A 16,460-nucleotide genomic window follows, 5' to 3' on the forward strand; every position below is an offset into this window, starting at 1 on the left:
AGGCCCGACCACCGGATGAGGCATCGGTCGCCGCACCGCAGCGACGGTCAGTGGGCAGGGTGTCTGCGAATTTCGGCGACGTAGGCGCGGGAGACGGTGCAGGTCAGCAGATCCAGCATGTCGACCAGGAAGCTGCGATCGGCCACCGGATCGGTGGTTCCTTTACCACCGGCCGGATCGATGCGATCAAGGGTCAGTTTCACCCCGTCGTGAATCGCGTGCTGCACCATATCGATCGGTACGCCGTCGCGCGCCCACACCGCCGCGGCGTGTTCGAGTCGCCGCAGCGCCCGCGCCGCCCCGGTGGGCGCATCGCCGAGCAGGATGAGCGCCAGTTCGAATCCCATCCGCATGACTATCGCGGGATCGGAATGCGTTGCACTCCTGGCATTTCCGGAATCGAATCCATCGCCCTCCGCGGATTCCGCATCCCAGGAGTCGTAGGCCGGCATCGCGCTCCTTCCGTGCGCCCGATCCCCATCGCACTGACGAAGGTAACGGTGACGCGCGGTGATTACGAGCAGTCGGCGCGGGTTGGCCCAAACATCCGAACCACAGGGGTCCGCGGTTGTGAGATCTCCCAATCATCGGCCGAATTCCGGTCATCCGTCCGCAATTCGGACGGTCCGTCCGGCATACGAGAACCGTCGGCTAATTCCGGCAGATCCGCGGGTATTCGCGACTCCGGCCGCACTCGGCTGTCGCCGAAACCGTGATAGCCTGAACGTGATACATGCTAGCGTGATTATCACGCGAAGGAAAGCGATTGGGACGGAAGAGATTTCGTCGGGCGTATGATCATCACGCAGCAGTGCCTCGTTTCGTCGACCTCCCGGGCCGCGCGCCGCGCCGATACGCTGGCACCCATGGGAGCCCGATTACGTACCGCGCGAAAATTGCTGCTGGGCCGCGAGATCGAACATATGATCAGCGCCGCGGGGGTGAATCAGGCGGAGGCCGCACGGATCATCGATACCAGCCAGAGCCGGATCGCGATGTTGATCAACGGCGCCAGCTCGATCACCGTCGGCGATCTCGAACGCCTCGCGGTCGCATTGGGTTTCACCGACCCCGGGTATCTCGACAGCCTCGAGGCGTTACGCCGGGACAACCACAAACGCGGTTTCTGGAACACCGGACACCGCCGCGCCTACCTCGAGGAATTGCGTCTGCTGGTGGACCTCGAGGCCCACGCCAGCCTGCTGCGGGTCACCGAGGCCGAGATCGTGCCCGGACTGATCCAATGCGAGTCCTATATCCGGGCCCTGCACGAACCCCCGCACGACGCGCAGACCGCGTCCGCCGATCCCTGTGCGGTCACCGTGGAGGATTCGGTACGCGCGCGACTGGCCCGCCAGGACGTCCTCACCGGTCCCGCCGCGCCGCGTTTCCACGCCGTGCTCTCGGAATCGTGCCTGCGCCGCGAATACGGCGGCCGCGCGGTGATGGCCGAACAACTGGAATACCTGCTCGAGCTGTCGCATCGGCCCAACATCATCCTGCAGGTGCTGCCGTTCACCGTCCCTACCCGCGGCGCGGGGATGGAGGACCGCTTCACGCTGGTGCGGGTCCCCTCCCCCGGCGCGGCGGGCGACCTGGACATGGCGATCGTGGAGAGCCAGGGCGACATTCGCTATATCGACGACAAGCCCGCGGTACGCGCCCGCGAGACCGTCTGGGACCGATTATCCGCGGCCGCAGCGGATCCCGATCGGTCGCGAGCGTTCATCGACCGGATCGCGCGTTCGTTCCGACGCGAGAGCGTCACCGGGACGTGACCCACCGTCCGTAATCTGCAAAGCCTAAGGAGTGCCGGGCAGCTATGAGCGACAACGACTTTCCCTCACGCGACATCGACACGAGCCGGCCCTCGGCGGCGCGCATGTACCACTATTATCTGTCGGGACAGGCGCTGTTCGACGTCGACAAGGTCTTCGGTGAGCGGGTGTTCGCGCTGTTCCCGCACGCCGACGCCTGGGCGCGGCACAATCGCGAATTCCTGTGCCGTGCAGTCGATTTCATGGCGACACTCGGAATCCGGCAGTTCCTCGACATCGGCGCCGGCCTGCCGACGGCGGGCAACACCCACGAGATCGCGCGGGCCCACGAGCCGCGGACCCGGGTCGTGTACGTGGACAACAACACCGAGGCGGTGGCGCGCTGGCTCGATCTGCTGCGCCGTACCGACGCTCTCGCCACCACCGCGGTCGTCGATGCCGATCTGCGATGTCCCGACGATATTTTCGACCATCCCGAGACCCGGCGCCTCATCGATCCGGATCAGCCGCTCGGATTGCTCATCGTCGGCGTCTGGCCCTTCGTGCCGGACAGCGACCGCCCGTACCGGCTGATGGCCCAGCTGCGAGATCGGCTCCCGCGCGGCAGCTGTGTGGCGATGAGCCATGCCGGTCTCGACGACGCGTCCGAGGATGTCCAACGCGGAATGGCCGCGGCGGCGGAGCTCTACAAGCAAACCTCGGATCCGTTGACCCTGCGCCGCCGTGACGATTTCGCCGCCTTCTACGACGGCCTCGAACTCCTGAATCCCGGGATCGTGCACGCCCCCGATTGGCGGCCCTCTGCACCGGTGGACATAGCGGATCCGGCACGGCCGTGTAATTTCGCGGCCGTCGGCTACAAGCCTTAGCCGGCACGGTCGGCGCGGCGGTCCGCGCATCGGTGCGCCGGCAGCTTTACTCCGTAGAAAGGGCATCCGATGACGCGGCCACCGACCTTCACCGTAGGCGAATTCCGAAAAGCCTCAGCCAGTTCCCCGCACCAGAACTGCGTGCGCGTCGCACGCAAACACGGATGGACCGCCGTCTGGGACGACAAGTGCGCTACTGCCGCCACCACCGCCACCACAACGGTGGGCAGCACCGAGATGCTGCTGGTGACCGACGAACAGTTCGACAACTACCAGGCGGGTATCCGCGCCGGGCGCACCGAGCGATTACCGATCACGCAGTCGCGGCGCCCCGACGGACGCTATGTGCTGCGCACCGAAACCAGCCGTCCCGCAACGGATGTGGAGCTCGTCTTCGATCGAGCCGAGCTCGACGCCTTCCACCACGGTGTACGGACCCACGAATTCGATCTGCACAGATTCACCGCACCGGCACTCGACGGTGCCGAATACGACACTCGCACAAGCGGTCTCACGGCTCGAATACCGGCCTAGCGGCTCCCGAACGTCTCCGGTGCCCGCCCGCGCGGGCACCGCTCCCCTCGAAAAATCCTGCGCCGCAAAGTGTCCGGATCAGTCCGAGCCCGCGGCGGTGTTGTCGTCCAGCTGCACCTGTACCCGCACCCGGCCCTTCTCGTCGCGCGTCGCCACGGCGTGGCCGCGGCGGTCGCCACCGTCGAGATGCAGCGTGATGGGGCCGCCCTCGCCGGTGAAGTTGCGCCACCAGCTCTTACGATCGGGCATAGCGACGCCGATGAGGATGGAATCGCCGGAACGCCGATAGTTCACCGGTGTGCTGAACGTCTTACCCGACTTTCGCCCGACATAGCTGATCTCGACGAACCCCTTCCGCATCAGCGGGCCGAGAACGGGCGCCTCCGTCAGTGTGAGTACCACCGAATTGAAGCCGCGCACGGCCGATTTGACGTCCACCTGTTGCCTCCTGGTTGGCCCGATCGAAAGATGTCACTCTACCGGCGTCCGGTGACATCGCCAGGCGAGCGACGACGTTCAGCCCAGGTCCGGCCCGGACCGGATCTCGGCCCCGAGCGGGTGCCCGGCACGCCGCGGCGATCGCCCGGCCGCCCGGCATCCTGCCGCACCTCGTCCGCCCGCGGAGGCGTCCGCGACCCGGTCGATGGTCCGATGCACGGGCGGCCGCGTCGGCTCCGGCAGGACACCGACCAGCCCGGCGCCGATTCCGAGTGCCGGCCCGGCAACCGCGCCCGGTGCGAAGGCGGCGACCACCGCGCGACGCCGAGCGGGCCACGGCGACGTCGCAGCGCGCACCATCGCCCACCCGACCCGGATGCCGTCCGCGGTCGCGTCGCAGAGGCGCAGATGCGGCACGGCGGCGTAACCGGCGGCGAGGATCAGGACCGCACCGGCGGCGCAGTCGAGCAGATAGTGGTTCGCGGTCCCGATCACCACCAGCGTGATGAGAATCGGATAGCCGACACCGGCCCAGCGGGCGAGCGGAGTCCGGCCGAAGCGGTACAGCATCAGCCCGCACCACAGCGCCCAGCCGACGTGCAGACTCGGCATCGCGGCGAAATCGTTGGTGAGCGAATCCAATCCACGCGGCGTGCCGGCATCACCCTGCCACCAGCCCACCGAGGCGTGCAGTGCCATCACGTCGATGAAACCGTGGGACTCTTCCAGCAGTCGCGGCGGCGCGGTGGGCAATGCCACGAATCCGATCAGGCCCGCGACGGTAGCGATGCCCAGCTGGGTGCGAGCCGCCCGGTACTGCTCACGGTGCGCCCACCACATCCAGATCAGGATCGCCGGAGTCACGACGTAGTGCAGCGTGGCGTAGGCGAAGTCGGCCGGAATCGCGATCCAGGCGTGGCCGACGAAGATCCGGTTCAGCCACAATTCGGGGTCCAGACGCAGCCAGTCCTCGATCCGCAGCAGCGCGTGCGCGTCGTGACGGGCGTGGTCGAGACCGCTGCCGACCAGCAGCCGGGCGCCGTCGTAAGCGAAATACACCACGACGACCAGCACCACTTCCCGAAACCAGCCCCCGGCTCGCGCCGGAACCTGCGCGAGCGGACCCGAGATGGTTGTTGCAGCCACGACCCGACCTCCACGACGAGGGCTGACGTACAACGTACGGTACGTCGTACGTGCATACTACAATGGCCGCGAGACCGGAATTCATCCCGACCGGAGACAGTGCCGTGACATCTGAGCCCGCCCGACGAACCCGAACCGGGGGCGGCCGCCGAGTACCGCGCCATACGCTCAGCGCCGAGGCGATCGTGGACGCCACGCTGCGCATGCTCGACGACACCGACTGCGAAGGCATCTCCATGCGCGCCCTCGCCGCCGAACTGGGCGTCGGCACGATGACGCTCTACACCTACTTCCGCAGCAAGGACGAACTGCTGCAGGCCGCGCGCGATCAGGTGCTCGACAGCTTCCATCCGCCGGACGTTTCCGGCGACTGGGCCGACCGGGTACGGGCGTGCTGCCAGGCGCTGTACCGGCTGCTCGTGGAGCGCCCGGCGGTGCTTCGGGTACTCGCCGTGAAGCCCGACGGCGACGGCGATTTCGCCGATACCGCCACCGCCGCGCTGGAATTGGTGCTCTCCCAGTTACGGGCCGCCGGCCTCGGCCGGCAGGAGACCGCGCGCGGCTACGTGGTGCTGTTGCAATACACCTTCGGCTCGGCGCTGCGTCATGTGTTCGCTCCGGCGCGCCGCAACGGTGAGAACATCCCCAGCCGCCTGCAGATGCTGGATCCGGTGGCTCATCCGACGATCACCGATCTGATGCCCGAACTGGTGATCACGCACGGCAGCGGCGAGGAGCAGTACCTGTTCGGCCTGGATCTCATTCTCGACGGGTTGCGCAAGGCGGCCGCAGTACAGCACTAGTCGGGCACAGTACTGGTCGATCGACAGGCGCGGGGCCAGGTCGATGATCACCGCCTCACGCGGTGCCACGACGTCGCGGCGAGGTTCGTTCACCGACAGCACCGTCCGGCCGGCGCCGTCGGAGCGGGGCAGCGCCACGCGGCGCCGCGGCCCGACCACCACGACACGGCGCAGACGCAGCAGATGCAGCAGTGCCAGCGGTGGATCGGGGGCTGGTGCGGTGACCACGAAAGCCAGGCGCCGCGACCGCGGATGCCCGAGCACCGGACCGCAGATCGGGAGTGCGGCGATCACCCTGTGCCCCAGTCGGTTCGGCACAGCGATCAGGCCGAATCGGCCACCGGTCACCAGATGCGGCCGGGGACCGATCATCGTGACCGGCAGTCCGCGGTCGGATCAGGGCCGAAACTCCCCGCGATCGGCGACCTTGGTCATCGATCCGGGATTTGTAGGATTGCCCGAAAGTAGCAGGAGCTGCTTCGGAAATCGGGAGGCCCGATGATCGACCGGAACCGGACGGCGACACCCGTACGCGGCCGCTGGGGCATGCTGGCGGTGCTGTGCGCGAGCCTGCTGCTCGTCGCCATGGACGCCACCGTGCTCAACGTCGCGTTGCCCTCGCTGATCGAGGACCTGCAACCGGGGGCGGTCGCGCAGCTGTGGATCGTCGACATCTACGGATTGGTTCTGGGCGGCCTGCTGATCACCTTCGGTGCGATCGGCGACCGGATCGGCCGCAAGCGGCTGTTCCTGACCGGATTCGCGCTGTTCGGCGTCGCGTCGGTGGTCGCGGCGACCGCACAGGTCACCGGTCAGCTCATCGGCGGCCGCGTGCTCCTGGCGGTGGGCGGCGCGATGGTGATGCCCTCGACGCTCTCGCTGATCCGCAACATCTTCGACGATCCGCACGAACGCACCCGCGCCATCGCGATCTGGGCGGCCATCGCCGGGGTCGGCGCGGCGGTGGGTCCGATCGTGGGTGGCGTACTGGTCGAACACTTCGGCTGGGCCGCGGCGTTCTGGATCAACGTGCCCGTGGTCGTGCTCACGCTGGCGGCCGGTATCGGTTTGCTGCCCGAATACCGGGCACCGTCGACCACCCCGTTCGACTGGCCGAGTGTGCCGTTGTCGGTGCTCGGTATCGTCGGATTCGTCTGGGGCGTCAAACATCTCGCGCGCGGGGAGGACATCGTGCTGAACGTGTGCGTCCTGCTGGCCGGGCTCGCCATGCTGCTCTGGTTCGCGCGCCGACAGTTGCGGCTGACCGATCCGCTGCTCGACATCCGGTTGTTCCGGCGACCGGTCTTCCTCGCCGCGGCCCTGGCGACACTGATGGCGATGATCGCGATCGGCGCCGCCCTGTTCCTGATTTCGTTGTGGCTGCAATACATTCACGGCTACTCTCCCGCCGAGGCCGGGATCCGGACGGCGCCGGCCGCGGTCGCGACTCTGGTCGGCTCGCTGACAACGCCGGCGCTGCTTCGCTGGACCGGTGTGCGCGGGGTGATGGTCACCAGCTTGCTCATCCTCGCCGCCGGCTTCGCGGTCCTGGCGATCTCGCCCGAACCCACCAGTTACGCCGTGGTCGCGCTGGTCCTGGTCTGCCTGGGCATCGGTGACGGCATCGCGGTCACCGCCGCCGCGGCGGTTCTGGTTTCCTCGGTGCCGGCCGAACGCGCCGGCCAGGGCGGCGCGGTCGAGGAGACCAGCTACGAACTGGGCAACGGCCTGGGGGTGGCGCTGCTGGGCAGTGTGCACGGCGCGCTGTTCACCCATTACATGAGCGAGGTCCCGCTGACCGGAGCCCAGGGCGAGACGGCCCGCGAATCGGCCGGCGGCGCGATCGCGGTGGCCGACGATATCGGCGGTGAACTCGGGACCCGAGTGCACGAGATGGCTTCGGCGGCATTCGATTCCGCACTCACCGTCACCTCGTACGCGGCCGCCGGCGTGGTGGCTGCGGTCGCGGTTCTCACCGCGATACTGATCCCGCGGCACACCAGCGTGACACCGCAACACTGACGCGCCCGCCGAATGCGCGTTCAGCCGCCGCGTTTGCGGCGATGGCGGCGATGGGTGGTATCGCAGAGCGGATAGATCCCGGACCGGCGGCAGGTGCACACCGCGACCACGAACCGATCGCAGCGCACGACGCGGCCGTCGTCGGTCACCAGCTCCACCGGTCCCTCGATCAGCGCCGGACCGTCCTTGGTGAGCGTCACCCGGGTGCGGCGGGCCGAACCGGATGTGGGGTCGTCATTCTCGATCGGCACGAATCACCACCAACTCCTCCTGCCGTGTTCCCGGTTCGATCAGGCGCTGTTGCTCCAGCCAGTGCGCGCGCCTGCTCAGTACCGGGCCGAATTCGCAGGTTTCACGCACGACAATCGCGGCCTTGAGCCCGCCGTCGCGCAGTTGTCGCACGGTCAGATCCGGATCGCACAGCGACGAATGCACGATCAGCGCGATTCCCTTGGTACGCAACAGCTCGGGCATCAGCCGGCACAGCGGGTCGAGCAGCGCCCGGCCGCTCGGTCCGCCCTCCCAGGCGCGTGCCCGGCCGCGTGCCGGAACCTCGGCGGGTCCCGGCACATAGGGCGGGTTCGCCAGCACCGCGTCGAAGGTGCGGCGGTGCAGCACCCGGCCGAAATCGCCGTGCAACAACTCCAACGGCACGCCGTGCAACCTGCTGTTGAGCCACGCCGAGGCCAGCGCCCGGCGCGAGATGTCCACCGCGGTAACCGCGGACGCACCAGCCCGCCCCGCCTCGATCGCCACGGCACCGGTACCGGTGCACACGTCCACCACCTGGGACCCCTCGGGGATGGCGGCCGACCCCAGCGCTCTGATCAGCAATCCGGTATCGGCTGTCGGGGCGTAGACACCCGGTGCGTGGAACAATCTCATGATCGCCGAATACCCGCCTTCCGATGATCAATCCGCGCGATTGCGCGGGATCGCCTCCGGGTCGCGAAGTGAGCTGCGCCCGGCCGACCAGCTGTCGAGCATGTGGCGGTCGATGGCGTTCTCCAGCAATGTCGTCGCCTGGATACCGAAGACCATCGGTGCGATCAACTCGGGCTCGCGGGCCGACAGATCGCCGATGACGTCGCGGCGCATCACCTGTTCGTGCACCGCGTCGGCCTCCACGTGTTCGGCGTAGAAGCGCACACACGCCGGATGCGCGTCCAGCCGCCGCAGCGTGTCGACCATGCGGCGCGAAGCTGGGGGCGAGCTGATCTCCACACTCGCGAAATGGCCGACCAGCTCGCCCCGGAACTGCCGGTGCAGGCCGAACAGCGACATCATGTTCACCAGCGCCAGCATCGGCGCGGGGACGGCATCGAGATAGTGCAGGTAGGTGTCGTCGAGGCCGGCGCCGGCCAGCAGATCGGCGAACAGCTGAGCGTGGACGTCCTCGCCCCGGCCGGCGCCGAACTCGTCGTATTCGACCGCGACCAGCGCGGCCTTCGCCTGACCGCGCAGACGGGGAATCACCCACGCGTAGGGATCGGCCTCCTTGTGGTGGTAGATCGAGCGGTGCGCGAAGTATTCGCAGACCTGCCACCACTGGCCCTGTTCGTTCAGGAAGTGCCCGACGCCCGTGCCATCGACCGGCTCGACGAGCAGATCGTCGAGTTCGCCGTCGAGATCGTCACCACCGGGCACATCGCGTCGCATCGCGGCCAGGAACCGGTCCTCGAGGTGGGCGCGCATGCGCAGCAACTTCGGGTCCCATTCCCACCGGGGGTCGACGGAATCGAAGCCGCAGTAATGCAATTCGTAGCACAGGTGCAACGCCAGCTGCAGGTCCTCACCGTACGGATCGGCGTTCGCGGTGTCGAAATCGATATGGCAGGCGGTCCCGCCGAGCAGGGCGCAGATGCCTGCGGAGAGTTCGCCGCGCGGCTGCGGTAGCGGCGGCGCGCCGGTATTCGCCGTCACCGGCGCCGGGGTAGGCCGATGCCGGGACGCGGAGAGGCGTCGGTGGCCGGGTGCTCGGCGCACGTCGGGGTGCGGAATCTCCATAGGCGCCGCATACCCGGTGCCTGGCGCCTCAATCGGCGGCCCGGGCCGGTTCGATCGGCGCCGGGCCGGCCGGGTTCGACCGCGGATCGGCGGGTATGCGCGACACAGAGCATCCTGTCGCTTGTCGAAAGGAGCACCTTGTGAACGACCCGACCGCTTCCCGAGCTCCCGGGGACGACCTCACCGCCATCGCGATCAGTTGCACCCTGAAGAAGTCGCCCGATCGATCGAGCAGCGAGCTGATCGCCGAGCAAGTACTGCGCGAACTGTCGAACCACGGCGTCACCGGCAAGACCGTGCGTGCGGTGGACCTCGATATCCGGCCCGGCATCACCGCGGACGAGGGCGAGGGGGATCAGTGGCCGCAACTGCGCGAACAGATCAGCGCCGCCGATATCGTGCTGATCGCCACGCCCACCTGGCTGGGCCACATGTCCTCGGTCGCTCAGCGCGTGCTCGAACGTCTCGACGCCGAACTGTCGGTCACCGACGACGAGAACCGGCCCGCCATGGTGGGCAAGGTGGGCCTCGCCGCCGTCGTCGGCAACGAGGACGGCGCGCACAAGATCTGCGCCGATACGTTCCAGGCACTCAACGACATCGGCTTCACCGTGCCGGCCCAGGGGTGCACCTACTGGAACGGCGAGGCCATGAGCGGCGTCGACTATCTGGACCTGGACAGCAATCCCGAGGCCGTCGCGACGACCACCGCGGGCATGGCGCGCAATGCGGCGCACCTGGCGCGGACCCTGAAGACCGCGCCCTACCCGGCCTATCCGTCGTCCTAGCGCCGGCCACCGCGCGGCGAATCTCCACTCGTTCGAGGAGTCGACATGTACACCGACAACGCAGGACCGCGACTGCGTGCCGGCCAGCCTCCGGTTCCGGAACCGATTCCGCCGCAACCGGTTCCGGATCCCACGCCGGAACATCCGGTCCCGGAGCCGCGTCCGCCGATTCCGGAGCCTGGTCCCGTTCCGGGCCGGCCGCCCGATCCGGGCCGGCCGATTCCGGGCCCGAGCCCCGATCCGATTCCCGGTCATCCACCGCCCGATCCCGGCCGTCCGGTCCCGCCGGAACCGATCCCCGAGCCGCCACCGGACCCCGGCCGGCCCATCCCCGGCCCGGCGCCCGATCCCGGCCCGGATGTACCCGGCCGCGACCCCCGGCCCCCGGTTCCCCAGGCCGGTGTTTCGCCGGCTGCCCGCCGGGCACCCGCCGGACATGACATCCGATGAGCAGACCCCTGGAACGCATCCGCAGGTCACCGCCGAGGATCTGCGGATGCTGCTGGACGCGGGCAGCCCAGGCACCCGCCTGGTGTTGACCAAAGGCCGGGTCCGGCTCGCCACCGACAGTGGTGAGGACGGAATGGAGTTGATCCGACGTCCGGAACTGGCCGACCGCATCGGCGACCACCCCGATCAGCACGAACTGGCCGAGCAGGCCGAACTACTCAACACGCTGATCCGCATGCAGGGCGCCTGAGCGCCCGCGCGAGCCCCGAGAAGGAGACGAGATGAGCCGACCCGACCGAGAACCCACCGTCCTGGTGGTCACCTCACAGACCGGTGTGGAACGCGACGAGCTGCTGAAACCGCTGAAGCAGTTGCGCGCCAACGGAATTCGCGTCACTCACGCCGCCCCGTCCACCGATGCGGTGCAGACCTTCGTGCACGACACCGAAGCCGACACCACCGTCGACCCCGACACCGATCTGGCCTCGGTATCGGTGAGCGATTTCGACGCGCTGGTGGTGCCCGGTGGCACCGTCAACGCCGACAAGTTGCGCACTACCAAGGAGGCCGTCGACCTGGCGCGCGGATTCGCCGACGCCGGAAAGACGATCGCCGCGATCTGCCACGGCCCGTGGCTTCTGGTGGAGGCCGATCTGATCCGCGGCAAGACCATGACCTCGTATCCGTCGCTGCAGACCGATGTGCGCAACGCGGGCGGTCAGTGGGTCGACGAGCAGGTGGTCCGGACGCAGGACGGCTGGACGCTGATCACCTCCCGCAATCCGCGCGATCTGGACGCGTTCTGTTCGGCGATCGAGACCGAAGTGGGCGCGAAGTGACGGTGACGGCACGATCATGGTGAAAGCCCCGGGTGCGGCGGAATTCGTGCCGGACACCACGGATCTCGCGCGATTGCGCGAGGCCGCGGGCGGATGTCACGGCTGCGATCTGTACCGGCATGCGAGCCGGACCGTCTTCGGCGAGGGCCCGGCGCACGCCCCGATGGTGATGATCGGCGAGCAACCCGGCGACCGTGAGGATTTGGCCGGGCACCCGTTCGTCGGCCCCGCCGGGACGCTGCTGAATCGCGCCCTCGCCGATGCCGGAATCGACCGTGACGCGGTGTATCTCACGAACGCGGTGAAGCATTTCAAGTTCACCGCGCGTGGTAAGCGCCGCATCCATCAGAAGCCCGGGCGCACCGAGATCGTCGCGTGCACGCCCTGGCTGACCGCCGAACTCGACGCGATCCGCCCGCGGCTGGTGGTCTGCCTGGGTGCGGTGGCCGCCCAGGCCGTCTTCGGTCCCGATTTCCGGATCACCCGCGACCGCGGGCGGCTGATCGCGCACGACGATCACCGTGCGCTGGCCACCATCCATCCGGCCGCCGCGCTGCGCGCTCCCGATCGCGACGAGGCCTACGAAGGGCTGGTCGCCGACCTCACCGAGGCGGCCACCGCACTGTCCGGAACGAGCTCCTAGGAGCGAAAACGCTTGCGGCACACCACGGCCGCCGCCGGTGGTCCGGCGGCGGCCGTTGCTGCCGGAGACGGGCAGCCGACATGCGTCAGCTCGGTTTCGTCAGCTCAGCTTCAAGGAGCGGCCGATGATCTCCTTCATGATCTCGGTAGTGCCGCCGTAGATGGTCTGCACGCGCGCATCCATATACGCCTTGGCGATGGGGTATTCGCGCATGTAGCCGTAACCGCCGTGCAGCTGCAGGCATTTGGTGATCAGGTCGAGCTGTTCCTCGGTGCTCCACCACTTGGCCATCGCGGCGTCCTCGGCCGAGAGCGTGCCGGCGTTGAGGGCCTCGATGAAGCGGTCGACCAGCACGCGCACCGCGGTGGTCTTGGTGGCCAGCTCGGCCAGGACGAAACGCGTGTTCTGCTGGGCGCCGATCGGTTTGCCGAAGGCCTTGCGGTCGCGCACGTACTGGATGGTGGTCTCCAGGCAGCCTTCCATCGCGGCGGCGGCCATCACGGCGATCGACATCCGCTCCTGCGGCAGGTTCTGCATCAGGTGGATGAAGCCCATGCCCTCGGTGCCGAGCAGGTTTTCGGCCGGAACCCGCACGTCGGTGAAGCTGAGCTCGGCGGTGTCCTGCGCCTTGAGACCGATCTTGTCGAGGTTGCGGCCGCGCTCGAAGCCGGGCATGCCGCGCTCGACGACGAGCAGCGAGAAGCCCATCGCCCCCTTCTCGGGATCGGTCTGCGCGACCACGATCACGATGTCGGAGTTGATGCCGTTGGTGATGAAGGTCTTGGCGCCGTTGATGACCCAGTCGTCGCCGTCCTTCACCGCGCGGGTCTTGATGCCCTGCAGATCCGAACCGGTGCCCGGCTCGGTCATGGCGATGGCGGTGATGATCTCACCGGAGCAGAATCCGGGCAGCCAGCGCTGCTTCTGCTCGTCGTTGGCCAACTCCAGCAGATACGGCGCGATCACGTCGTTGTGCAGCGAGAAGCCCAGACCCGAGTACTGACCCTTGGTGGTCTCCTCGGTGATCACCGCGTTGTAGCGGAAATCCTTGACGCCGCCGCCGCCGAACTCCTCGGGCACGGCCATGCCCAGGAAACCCTGCTTACCGGCCTCCAGCCACAGCTGGCGATCCACGACGCCCGCCTGCTCCCACTCGGCATGGTGCGGCGCGACGTGCTGATCCAGAAACTTACGGTAGGACTCCCGGAACAGATCGTGTTCGGGCTCGAAAAGGGTGCGCTCCACGCCAACCTCCTAGTGACCACATCGGCAACTCGCCTGCCACATACGGTACCCGGAAGGGGAATCGCGGTTCACTTCAGATCGGAAAAAAGTCGCCCACCTGTGCGAAAAGCTTCAGCAGGTGATCTCTGCGCACCCTGAACGCGGGTAAACCTCTACAGTCCGACAGCGCCGCGGACGCGGCCCCACAGGGTGCGCCCGCGATCACGATCGCGCTCGGCCAGCAGAGCGGTGATCTCCTCCTCCAGCGCCTTGCGCACCACCTGCTGCAATTCCTCGGCGGCAGCGTCCAGATCGGTGGCGTCCTGCCACGGTGTGGTCTCGATGGGCGTACCGATCGAGTAGTAGAACCGTTCGGGCCGGGGCACGACGGTGGGACCGATTCCGCGCATGAGCGGCGGAGTGAGATTGCCGCGGATACCGAGCGCCTCGACGGTCCAGCGCAGCGGGCTCATCACCGGATGATCGCCGTCGAAGACCACGTCGAACACGTCGTCGGCGCCGATCATCGCGGTCGGCAGGATCGGTGCGCCGGCCTCGATCGCCATGCGGGCGAAGCCGGTACGCCCCTCCCATTTCAGGTGGTATTTCTCACCCTTGCGGCGCATCGCCTCGCGGCCGCCGCCGGGGAACACGATGACGGCCTCGCCGTTGTCGAGCAGGGTGCGGCAGTTGTCGCGCGAACCGCGCACGCTGCCGATCCGGTGCACGAGCTCACGCACCGGCGGCACCCGCATCAGCACGTTCTCCGCAAGGCCGCGCACCACCCGGCCGGTGCGGTGGTAGATCTCGTGCACCAGCAGCGGCGCGTCCACGCCGCCGAGCAGCGTGTGGTTGCCGACGAGCATGACCGGGCCGGCCTCGGGAATGTTGTCCAGGCCGTGGAAAACCGGACTGTTCCACAGCCGCACCGGCGTCGACAGCGCGTCGAAAACCCGAAGATCGATGGCGGGCACCGTCATTCGCAACGGTGCGCCGTCGCTGAGCGTGGCGGGAACGCTCGGCTTCGCGGCAGCGCTCGGCCTTGCCGAAGCGTCCGGCGACGCGGACTGCCCCGGTGTTGCCGGCGAGCGCTCGGCGGTGGATTCGACGGGCATGGATTCGATGGGCATGACATCGTTCCCGGACATTTGCACCCTCCCTGCAGCCGTTCGGTGACGACGCGATTCTACCGAAAACGACTGTGGCACACAGACTACGAAAGCTTCAGTGCGAAGGCCCCGCTGCTTCCGCACTGCCGATGGTGCCCGCGTGCGCGTACTGCGACAGGGTCGGTGCGAGCGCCCGGGGAACCCGGGCCCGCACCCGCGTACCACCCTCCTCGTGCGAGGAACTGATGATGCGGCCGTCGGAGTGGATGCGCGCGAGCAGATCACCACGAGTGTACGGGAGCAGCACACTCACCTCGACATCGAGCCCGCCGAGGATCTCCGCCAGCCGTTCGCGCAACTGGTCGATGCCGCGTCCGGTGCGGGCCGAGACGAACACCGCGCCGGGCAGCTGCGCACGCAGATGCGCCAGCTGCGTCGCGTCCAACGCGTCGATCTTGTTCACCACCAGCAACTCCGGCGGCCCGGATCCCTCGCCCTGCTCGCGCAGCACGTCGGTGATCACCTCGCGCACGGCCTTGATCTGCTGATCGGGCAGCGCGTCGGAACCGTCGACCACATGCAGCAGCAGATCGGCGCCGGTGACCTCCTCGAGGGTGGACCGGAACGCCTCCACCAGCTGGGTCGGCAGATGCCGGACGAATCCGACGGTGTCGGTGAAGACGACCTCGCGGCCGTCGTCGAGCGCGGCCCGGCGAGTCGTCGGATCCAGGGTGGCGAACAGCGCGTCCTGCACCAGGATGCCCGCGCCGGTCAGGGCGTTCATCAGGCTGGATTTCCCGGCGTTGGTGTAGCCGACGATCGCCACCGCCGGGATGCCGCTGGAGGTGCGCCGCGACCGCTTGGTGTCGCGGGCGGTCTTCATCTCCTTGATCTCGCGGCGCAACTTGGCCATCCGCTCGCGGATCCGGCGGCGATCGGTTTCGATCTTGGTCTCACCGGGGCCACGGGTACCCACACCGCCGCCCGCACCACCGGCCCGGCCACCGGCCTGCCGCGACATCGATTCACCCCAGCCGCGCAGTCGCGGCAGCATGTACTCCATCTGTGCCAGCGACACCTGCGCCTTACCCTCGCGGGAGGTGGCGTGCTGGGCGAAGATGTCCAGAATCAGCGCGGTGCGGTCGATGACCTTCACCTTGACGACCTTCTCCAGCGCGTTCAGCTGCGCGGGGGTCAGCTCACCGTCGCAGATCACCGTGTCGGCGCCGGTCCCGAGCACCACCGAGCGCAATTCGTCGGCCTTACCCGAGCCGATGTAGGTGGCCGGATCGGGCCTGTCGCGGCGCTGGATCAGCGCGTCGAGCACCTGGGAGCCGGCGGTTTCGGCGAGCGCGGCCAATTCGGCCATGCTGGCGTCGGCCTGCGCGGCGTTGCCCTCGGTCCACACGCCGACCAGCACGACCCGCTCCAGTCGCAGCTGCCGGTACTCGACCTCGGTGACGTCGGTGAGCTCGGTGGACAGCCCCGCGACACGGCGCAGCGCGCTGCGTTCGTCGAGTTGCAGTTCACCGACGGTGGGCGCGGCCGCCCAGCCGTTGCCGGAGTAGCCGCTGCCGTCGTCCTCGTCGGCGTCGTAATCGCTCACGCCGGTGTCGGCGTCGTCATCGCCGATGCTGTAGTCCTGGTCCGCGTAGCCGTCCGTCTCCGAGTCGAGCTGCTCGATCGGGGTGAACTCGTACGTTTGTGATTTCCTCATACACCTCCATGGTCCCACGCCACAACCATCGGGCGCACTCGGATATTTCCGGCCGACGCCGGGAGCGGCCCCGGTACGGCGCAGCTCACACGG

Annotated in this window: 18 protein-coding genes; 9 read left to right on the forward strand and 9 right to left on the reverse strand. The window is 68.2% G+C overall.

All coding sequences use genetic code 11. The features are described from left to right. Positions 1–47 precede the first annotated feature (47 nt). Complete coding sequence (locus tag NE2_RS30925) at positions 48–452, reverse strand: RsbRD N-terminal domain-containing protein (protein WP_063016663.1); 405 nt, start codon at positions 450–452, stop codon at positions 48–50. A 342-nt stretch (positions 453–794) separates the two neighbouring features. Here NE2_RS30925 and NE2_RS30930 point away from each other — a divergent pair, with 342 nt between their 5' ends. The 3 genes from NE2_RS30930 (at position 795) to NE2_RS30940 (ending at position 3,181) form a co-directional block, all read left to right on the forward strand. Further along, positions 795–1,778: a helix-turn-helix domain-containing protein gene (locus NE2_RS30930; RefSeq protein ID WP_233429936.1), complete on the forward strand. Its 984-nt coding sequence runs from the start codon at positions 795–797 to the stop codon at positions 1,776–1,778. Positions 1,779–1,822: 44 nt separating this feature from the next. Further along, positions 1,823–2,647, forward strand: coding sequence for an SAM-dependent methyltransferase (locus NE2_RS30935; RefSeq protein WP_063031837.1), 825 nt, complete (start codon positions 1,823–1,825; stop codon positions 2,645–2,647). Positions 2,648–2,788: 141 nt separating this feature from the next. Further along, complete coding sequence (locus NE2_RS30940) at positions 2,789–3,181, forward strand: hypothetical protein (protein WP_063031839.1); 393 nt, start codon at positions 2,789–2,791, stop codon at positions 3,179–3,181. Between the two features lie 78 nt (positions 3,182–3,259). Here NE2_RS30940 and NE2_RS30945 read toward each other — a convergent pair whose 3' ends face one another. Beyond that, positions 3,260–3,619 carry a PNPOx family protein gene (locus tag NE2_RS30945; protein ID WP_064901945.1) on the reverse strand — a complete coding sequence of 120 codons (360 nt, stop codon included), beginning with the start codon at positions 3,617–3,619 and terminating at the stop codon, positions 3,260–3,262. A gap of 78 nt (positions 3,620–3,697) precedes the next feature. Further along, positions 3,698–4,765 carry a phosphatase PAP2 family protein gene (locus NE2_RS30950; RefSeq protein ID WP_218018693.1) on the reverse strand — a complete coding sequence of 356 codons (1,068 nt, stop codon included), beginning with the start codon at positions 4,763–4,765 and terminating at the stop codon, positions 3,698–3,700. A gap of 185 nt (positions 4,766–4,950) precedes the next feature. Here NE2_RS30950 and NE2_RS30955 point away from each other — a divergent pair, with 185 nt between their 5' ends. Together NE2_RS30955 and NE2_RS30960 are read left to right on the forward strand one after the other, a co-directional pair. Then, complete coding sequence (locus tag NE2_RS30955) at positions 4,951–5,568, forward strand: TetR/AcrR family transcriptional regulator (protein WP_167356803.1); 618 nt, start codon at positions 4,951–4,953, stop codon at positions 5,566–5,568. Positions 5,569–6,066: 498 nt separating this feature from the next. Further along, on the forward strand, positions 6,067–7,590 hold the full coding sequence (locus NE2_RS30960; RefSeq protein ID WP_063031845.1) for an MFS transporter: 1,524 nt from the start codon (positions 6,067–6,069) through the stop codon (positions 7,588–7,590). A gap of 20 nt (positions 7,591–7,610) precedes the next feature. On the opposite strand, the gene NE2_RS30965 is transcribed toward NE2_RS30960, so the two are convergent. The 3 genes from NE2_RS30965 to NE2_RS30975 are packed head-to-tail and all read right to left on the reverse strand — an operon-like array spanning position 7,611 to position 9,513. Next, on the reverse strand, positions 7,611–7,835 hold the full coding sequence (locus NE2_RS30965; RefSeq protein ID WP_373862293.1) for a CDGSH iron-sulfur domain-containing protein: 225 nt from the start codon (positions 7,833–7,835) through the stop codon (positions 7,611–7,613). Beyond that, positions 7,825–8,475 (reverse strand): HemK2/MTQ2 family protein methyltransferase, encoded by a 651-nt coding sequence (locus NE2_RS30970; protein ID WP_063031849.1) that lies wholly within the window; start codon positions 8,473–8,475, stop codon positions 7,825–7,827. Before NE2_RS30970 ends, NE2_RS30965 begins: the two co-directional genes overlap by 11 nt. A 27-nt stretch (positions 8,476–8,502) precedes the next feature. Further along, positions 8,503–9,513 (reverse strand): iron-containing redox enzyme family protein, encoded by a 1,011-nt coding sequence (locus NE2_RS30975; RefSeq protein WP_063031851.1) that lies wholly within the window; start codon positions 9,511–9,513, stop codon positions 8,503–8,505. A 224-nt stretch (positions 9,514–9,737) separates the two neighbouring features. Here NE2_RS30975 and NE2_RS30980 point away from each other — a divergent pair, with 224 nt between their 5' ends. The 4 genes from NE2_RS30980 to NE2_RS31000 all read left to right on the forward strand — a co-directional run bounded on the left by NE2_RS30980 (position 9,738) and on the right by NE2_RS31000 (position 12,317). Next, a complete protein-coding gene (locus NE2_RS30980) occupies positions 9,738–10,385 on the forward strand; it encodes a flavodoxin family protein (protein WP_063031853.1) in 648 nt (215 codons plus the stop codon). 436 nt (positions 10,386–10,821) lie between these two features. Continuing rightward, a complete protein-coding gene (locus NE2_RS30990) occupies positions 10,822–11,085 on the forward strand; it encodes a hypothetical protein (protein ID WP_063031857.1) in 264 nt (87 codons plus the stop codon). A gap of 31 nt (positions 11,086–11,116) precedes the next feature. Further along, positions 11,117–11,674, forward strand: a complete 558-nt coding sequence (locus tag NE2_RS30995; RefSeq protein WP_063031859.1) for a type 1 glutamine amidotransferase domain-containing protein — start codon at positions 11,117–11,119, stop codon at positions 11,672–11,674. 16 nt (positions 11,675–11,690) lie between these two features. Continuing rightward, on the forward strand, positions 11,691–12,317 hold the full coding sequence (locus tag NE2_RS31000; protein ID WP_063031861.1) for a UdgX family uracil-DNA binding protein: 627 nt from the start codon (positions 11,691–11,693) through the stop codon (positions 12,315–12,317). A 99-nt stretch (positions 12,318–12,416) separates the two neighbouring features. Here the strand turns inward: NE2_RS31000 and NE2_RS31005 are convergent, their stop codons facing one another. The 3 genes from NE2_RS31005 to hflX form a co-directional block, all read right to left on the reverse strand. Continuing rightward, positions 12,417–13,562 (reverse strand): acyl-CoA dehydrogenase family protein, encoded by a 1,146-nt coding sequence (locus tag NE2_RS31005; RefSeq protein WP_063031863.1) that lies wholly within the window; start codon positions 13,560–13,562, stop codon positions 12,417–12,419. Positions 13,563–13,714: 152 nt separating this feature from the next. Further along, entirely contained in the window at positions 13,715–14,689 is a 975-nt protein-coding gene (locus tag NE2_RS31010) for a lysophospholipid acyltransferase family protein (RefSeq protein ID WP_228817810.1), read from the reverse strand. 76 nt (positions 14,690–14,765) lie between these two features. Then, positions 14,766–16,367, reverse strand: a complete 1,602-nt coding sequence (hflX, locus tag NE2_RS31020) for a GTPase HflX (RefSeq protein ID WP_084494452.1) — start codon at positions 16,365–16,367, stop codon at positions 14,766–14,768. Between the last annotated feature and the right edge of the window lie 93 nt (positions 16,368–16,460).

The sequence above is a fragment of the Nocardia elegans NBRC 108235 genome (genome assembly GCF_001612845.1).
GTDB classification, from domain to species: Bacteria; Actinomycetota; Actinomycetes; order Mycobacteriales; family Mycobacteriaceae; genus Nocardia; species Nocardia nova.

Coding starts and splice junctions, on each gene's coding strand:
- NE2_RS30925 (WP_063016663.1), bottom strand. CDS start 452: ATGCCGGCCTACGACTCCTGGGATGCGGAATCCGCGGAGGGCGATGGA.
- NE2_RS30930 (WP_233429936.1), top strand. CDS start 795: ATGATCATCACGCAGCAGTGCCTCGTTTCGTCGACCTCCCGGGCCGCG.
- NE2_RS30935 (WP_063031837.1), top strand. CDS start 1,823: ATGAGCGACAACGACTTTCCCTCACGCGACATCGACACGAGCCGGCCC.
- NE2_RS30960 (WP_063031845.1), top strand. CDS start 6,067: ATGATCGACCGGAACCGGACGGCGACACCCGTACGCGGCCGCTGGGGC.
- NE2_RS30970 (WP_063031849.1), bottom strand. CDS start 8,475: ATGAGATTGTTCCACGCACCGGGTGTCTACGCCCCGACAGCCGATACC.
- NE2_RS30990 (WP_063031857.1), top strand. CDS start 10,822: ATGACATCCGATGAGCAGACCCCTGGAACGCATCCGCAGGTCACCGCC.
- NE2_RS30995 (WP_063031859.1), top strand. CDS start 11,117: ATGAGCCGACCCGACCGAGAACCCACCGTCCTGGTGGTCACCTCACAG.
- NE2_RS31000 (WP_063031861.1), top strand. CDS start 11,691: ATGGTGAAAGCCCCGGGTGCGGCGGAATTCGTGCCGGACACCACGGAT.
- NE2_RS31010 (WP_228817810.1), bottom strand. CDS start 14,689: ATGTCCGGGAACGATGTCATGCCCATCGAATCCATGCCCGTCGAATCC.
- hflX (WP_084494452.1), bottom strand. CDS start 16,367: ATGAGGAAATCACAAACGTACGAGTTCACCCCGATCGAGCAGCTCGAC.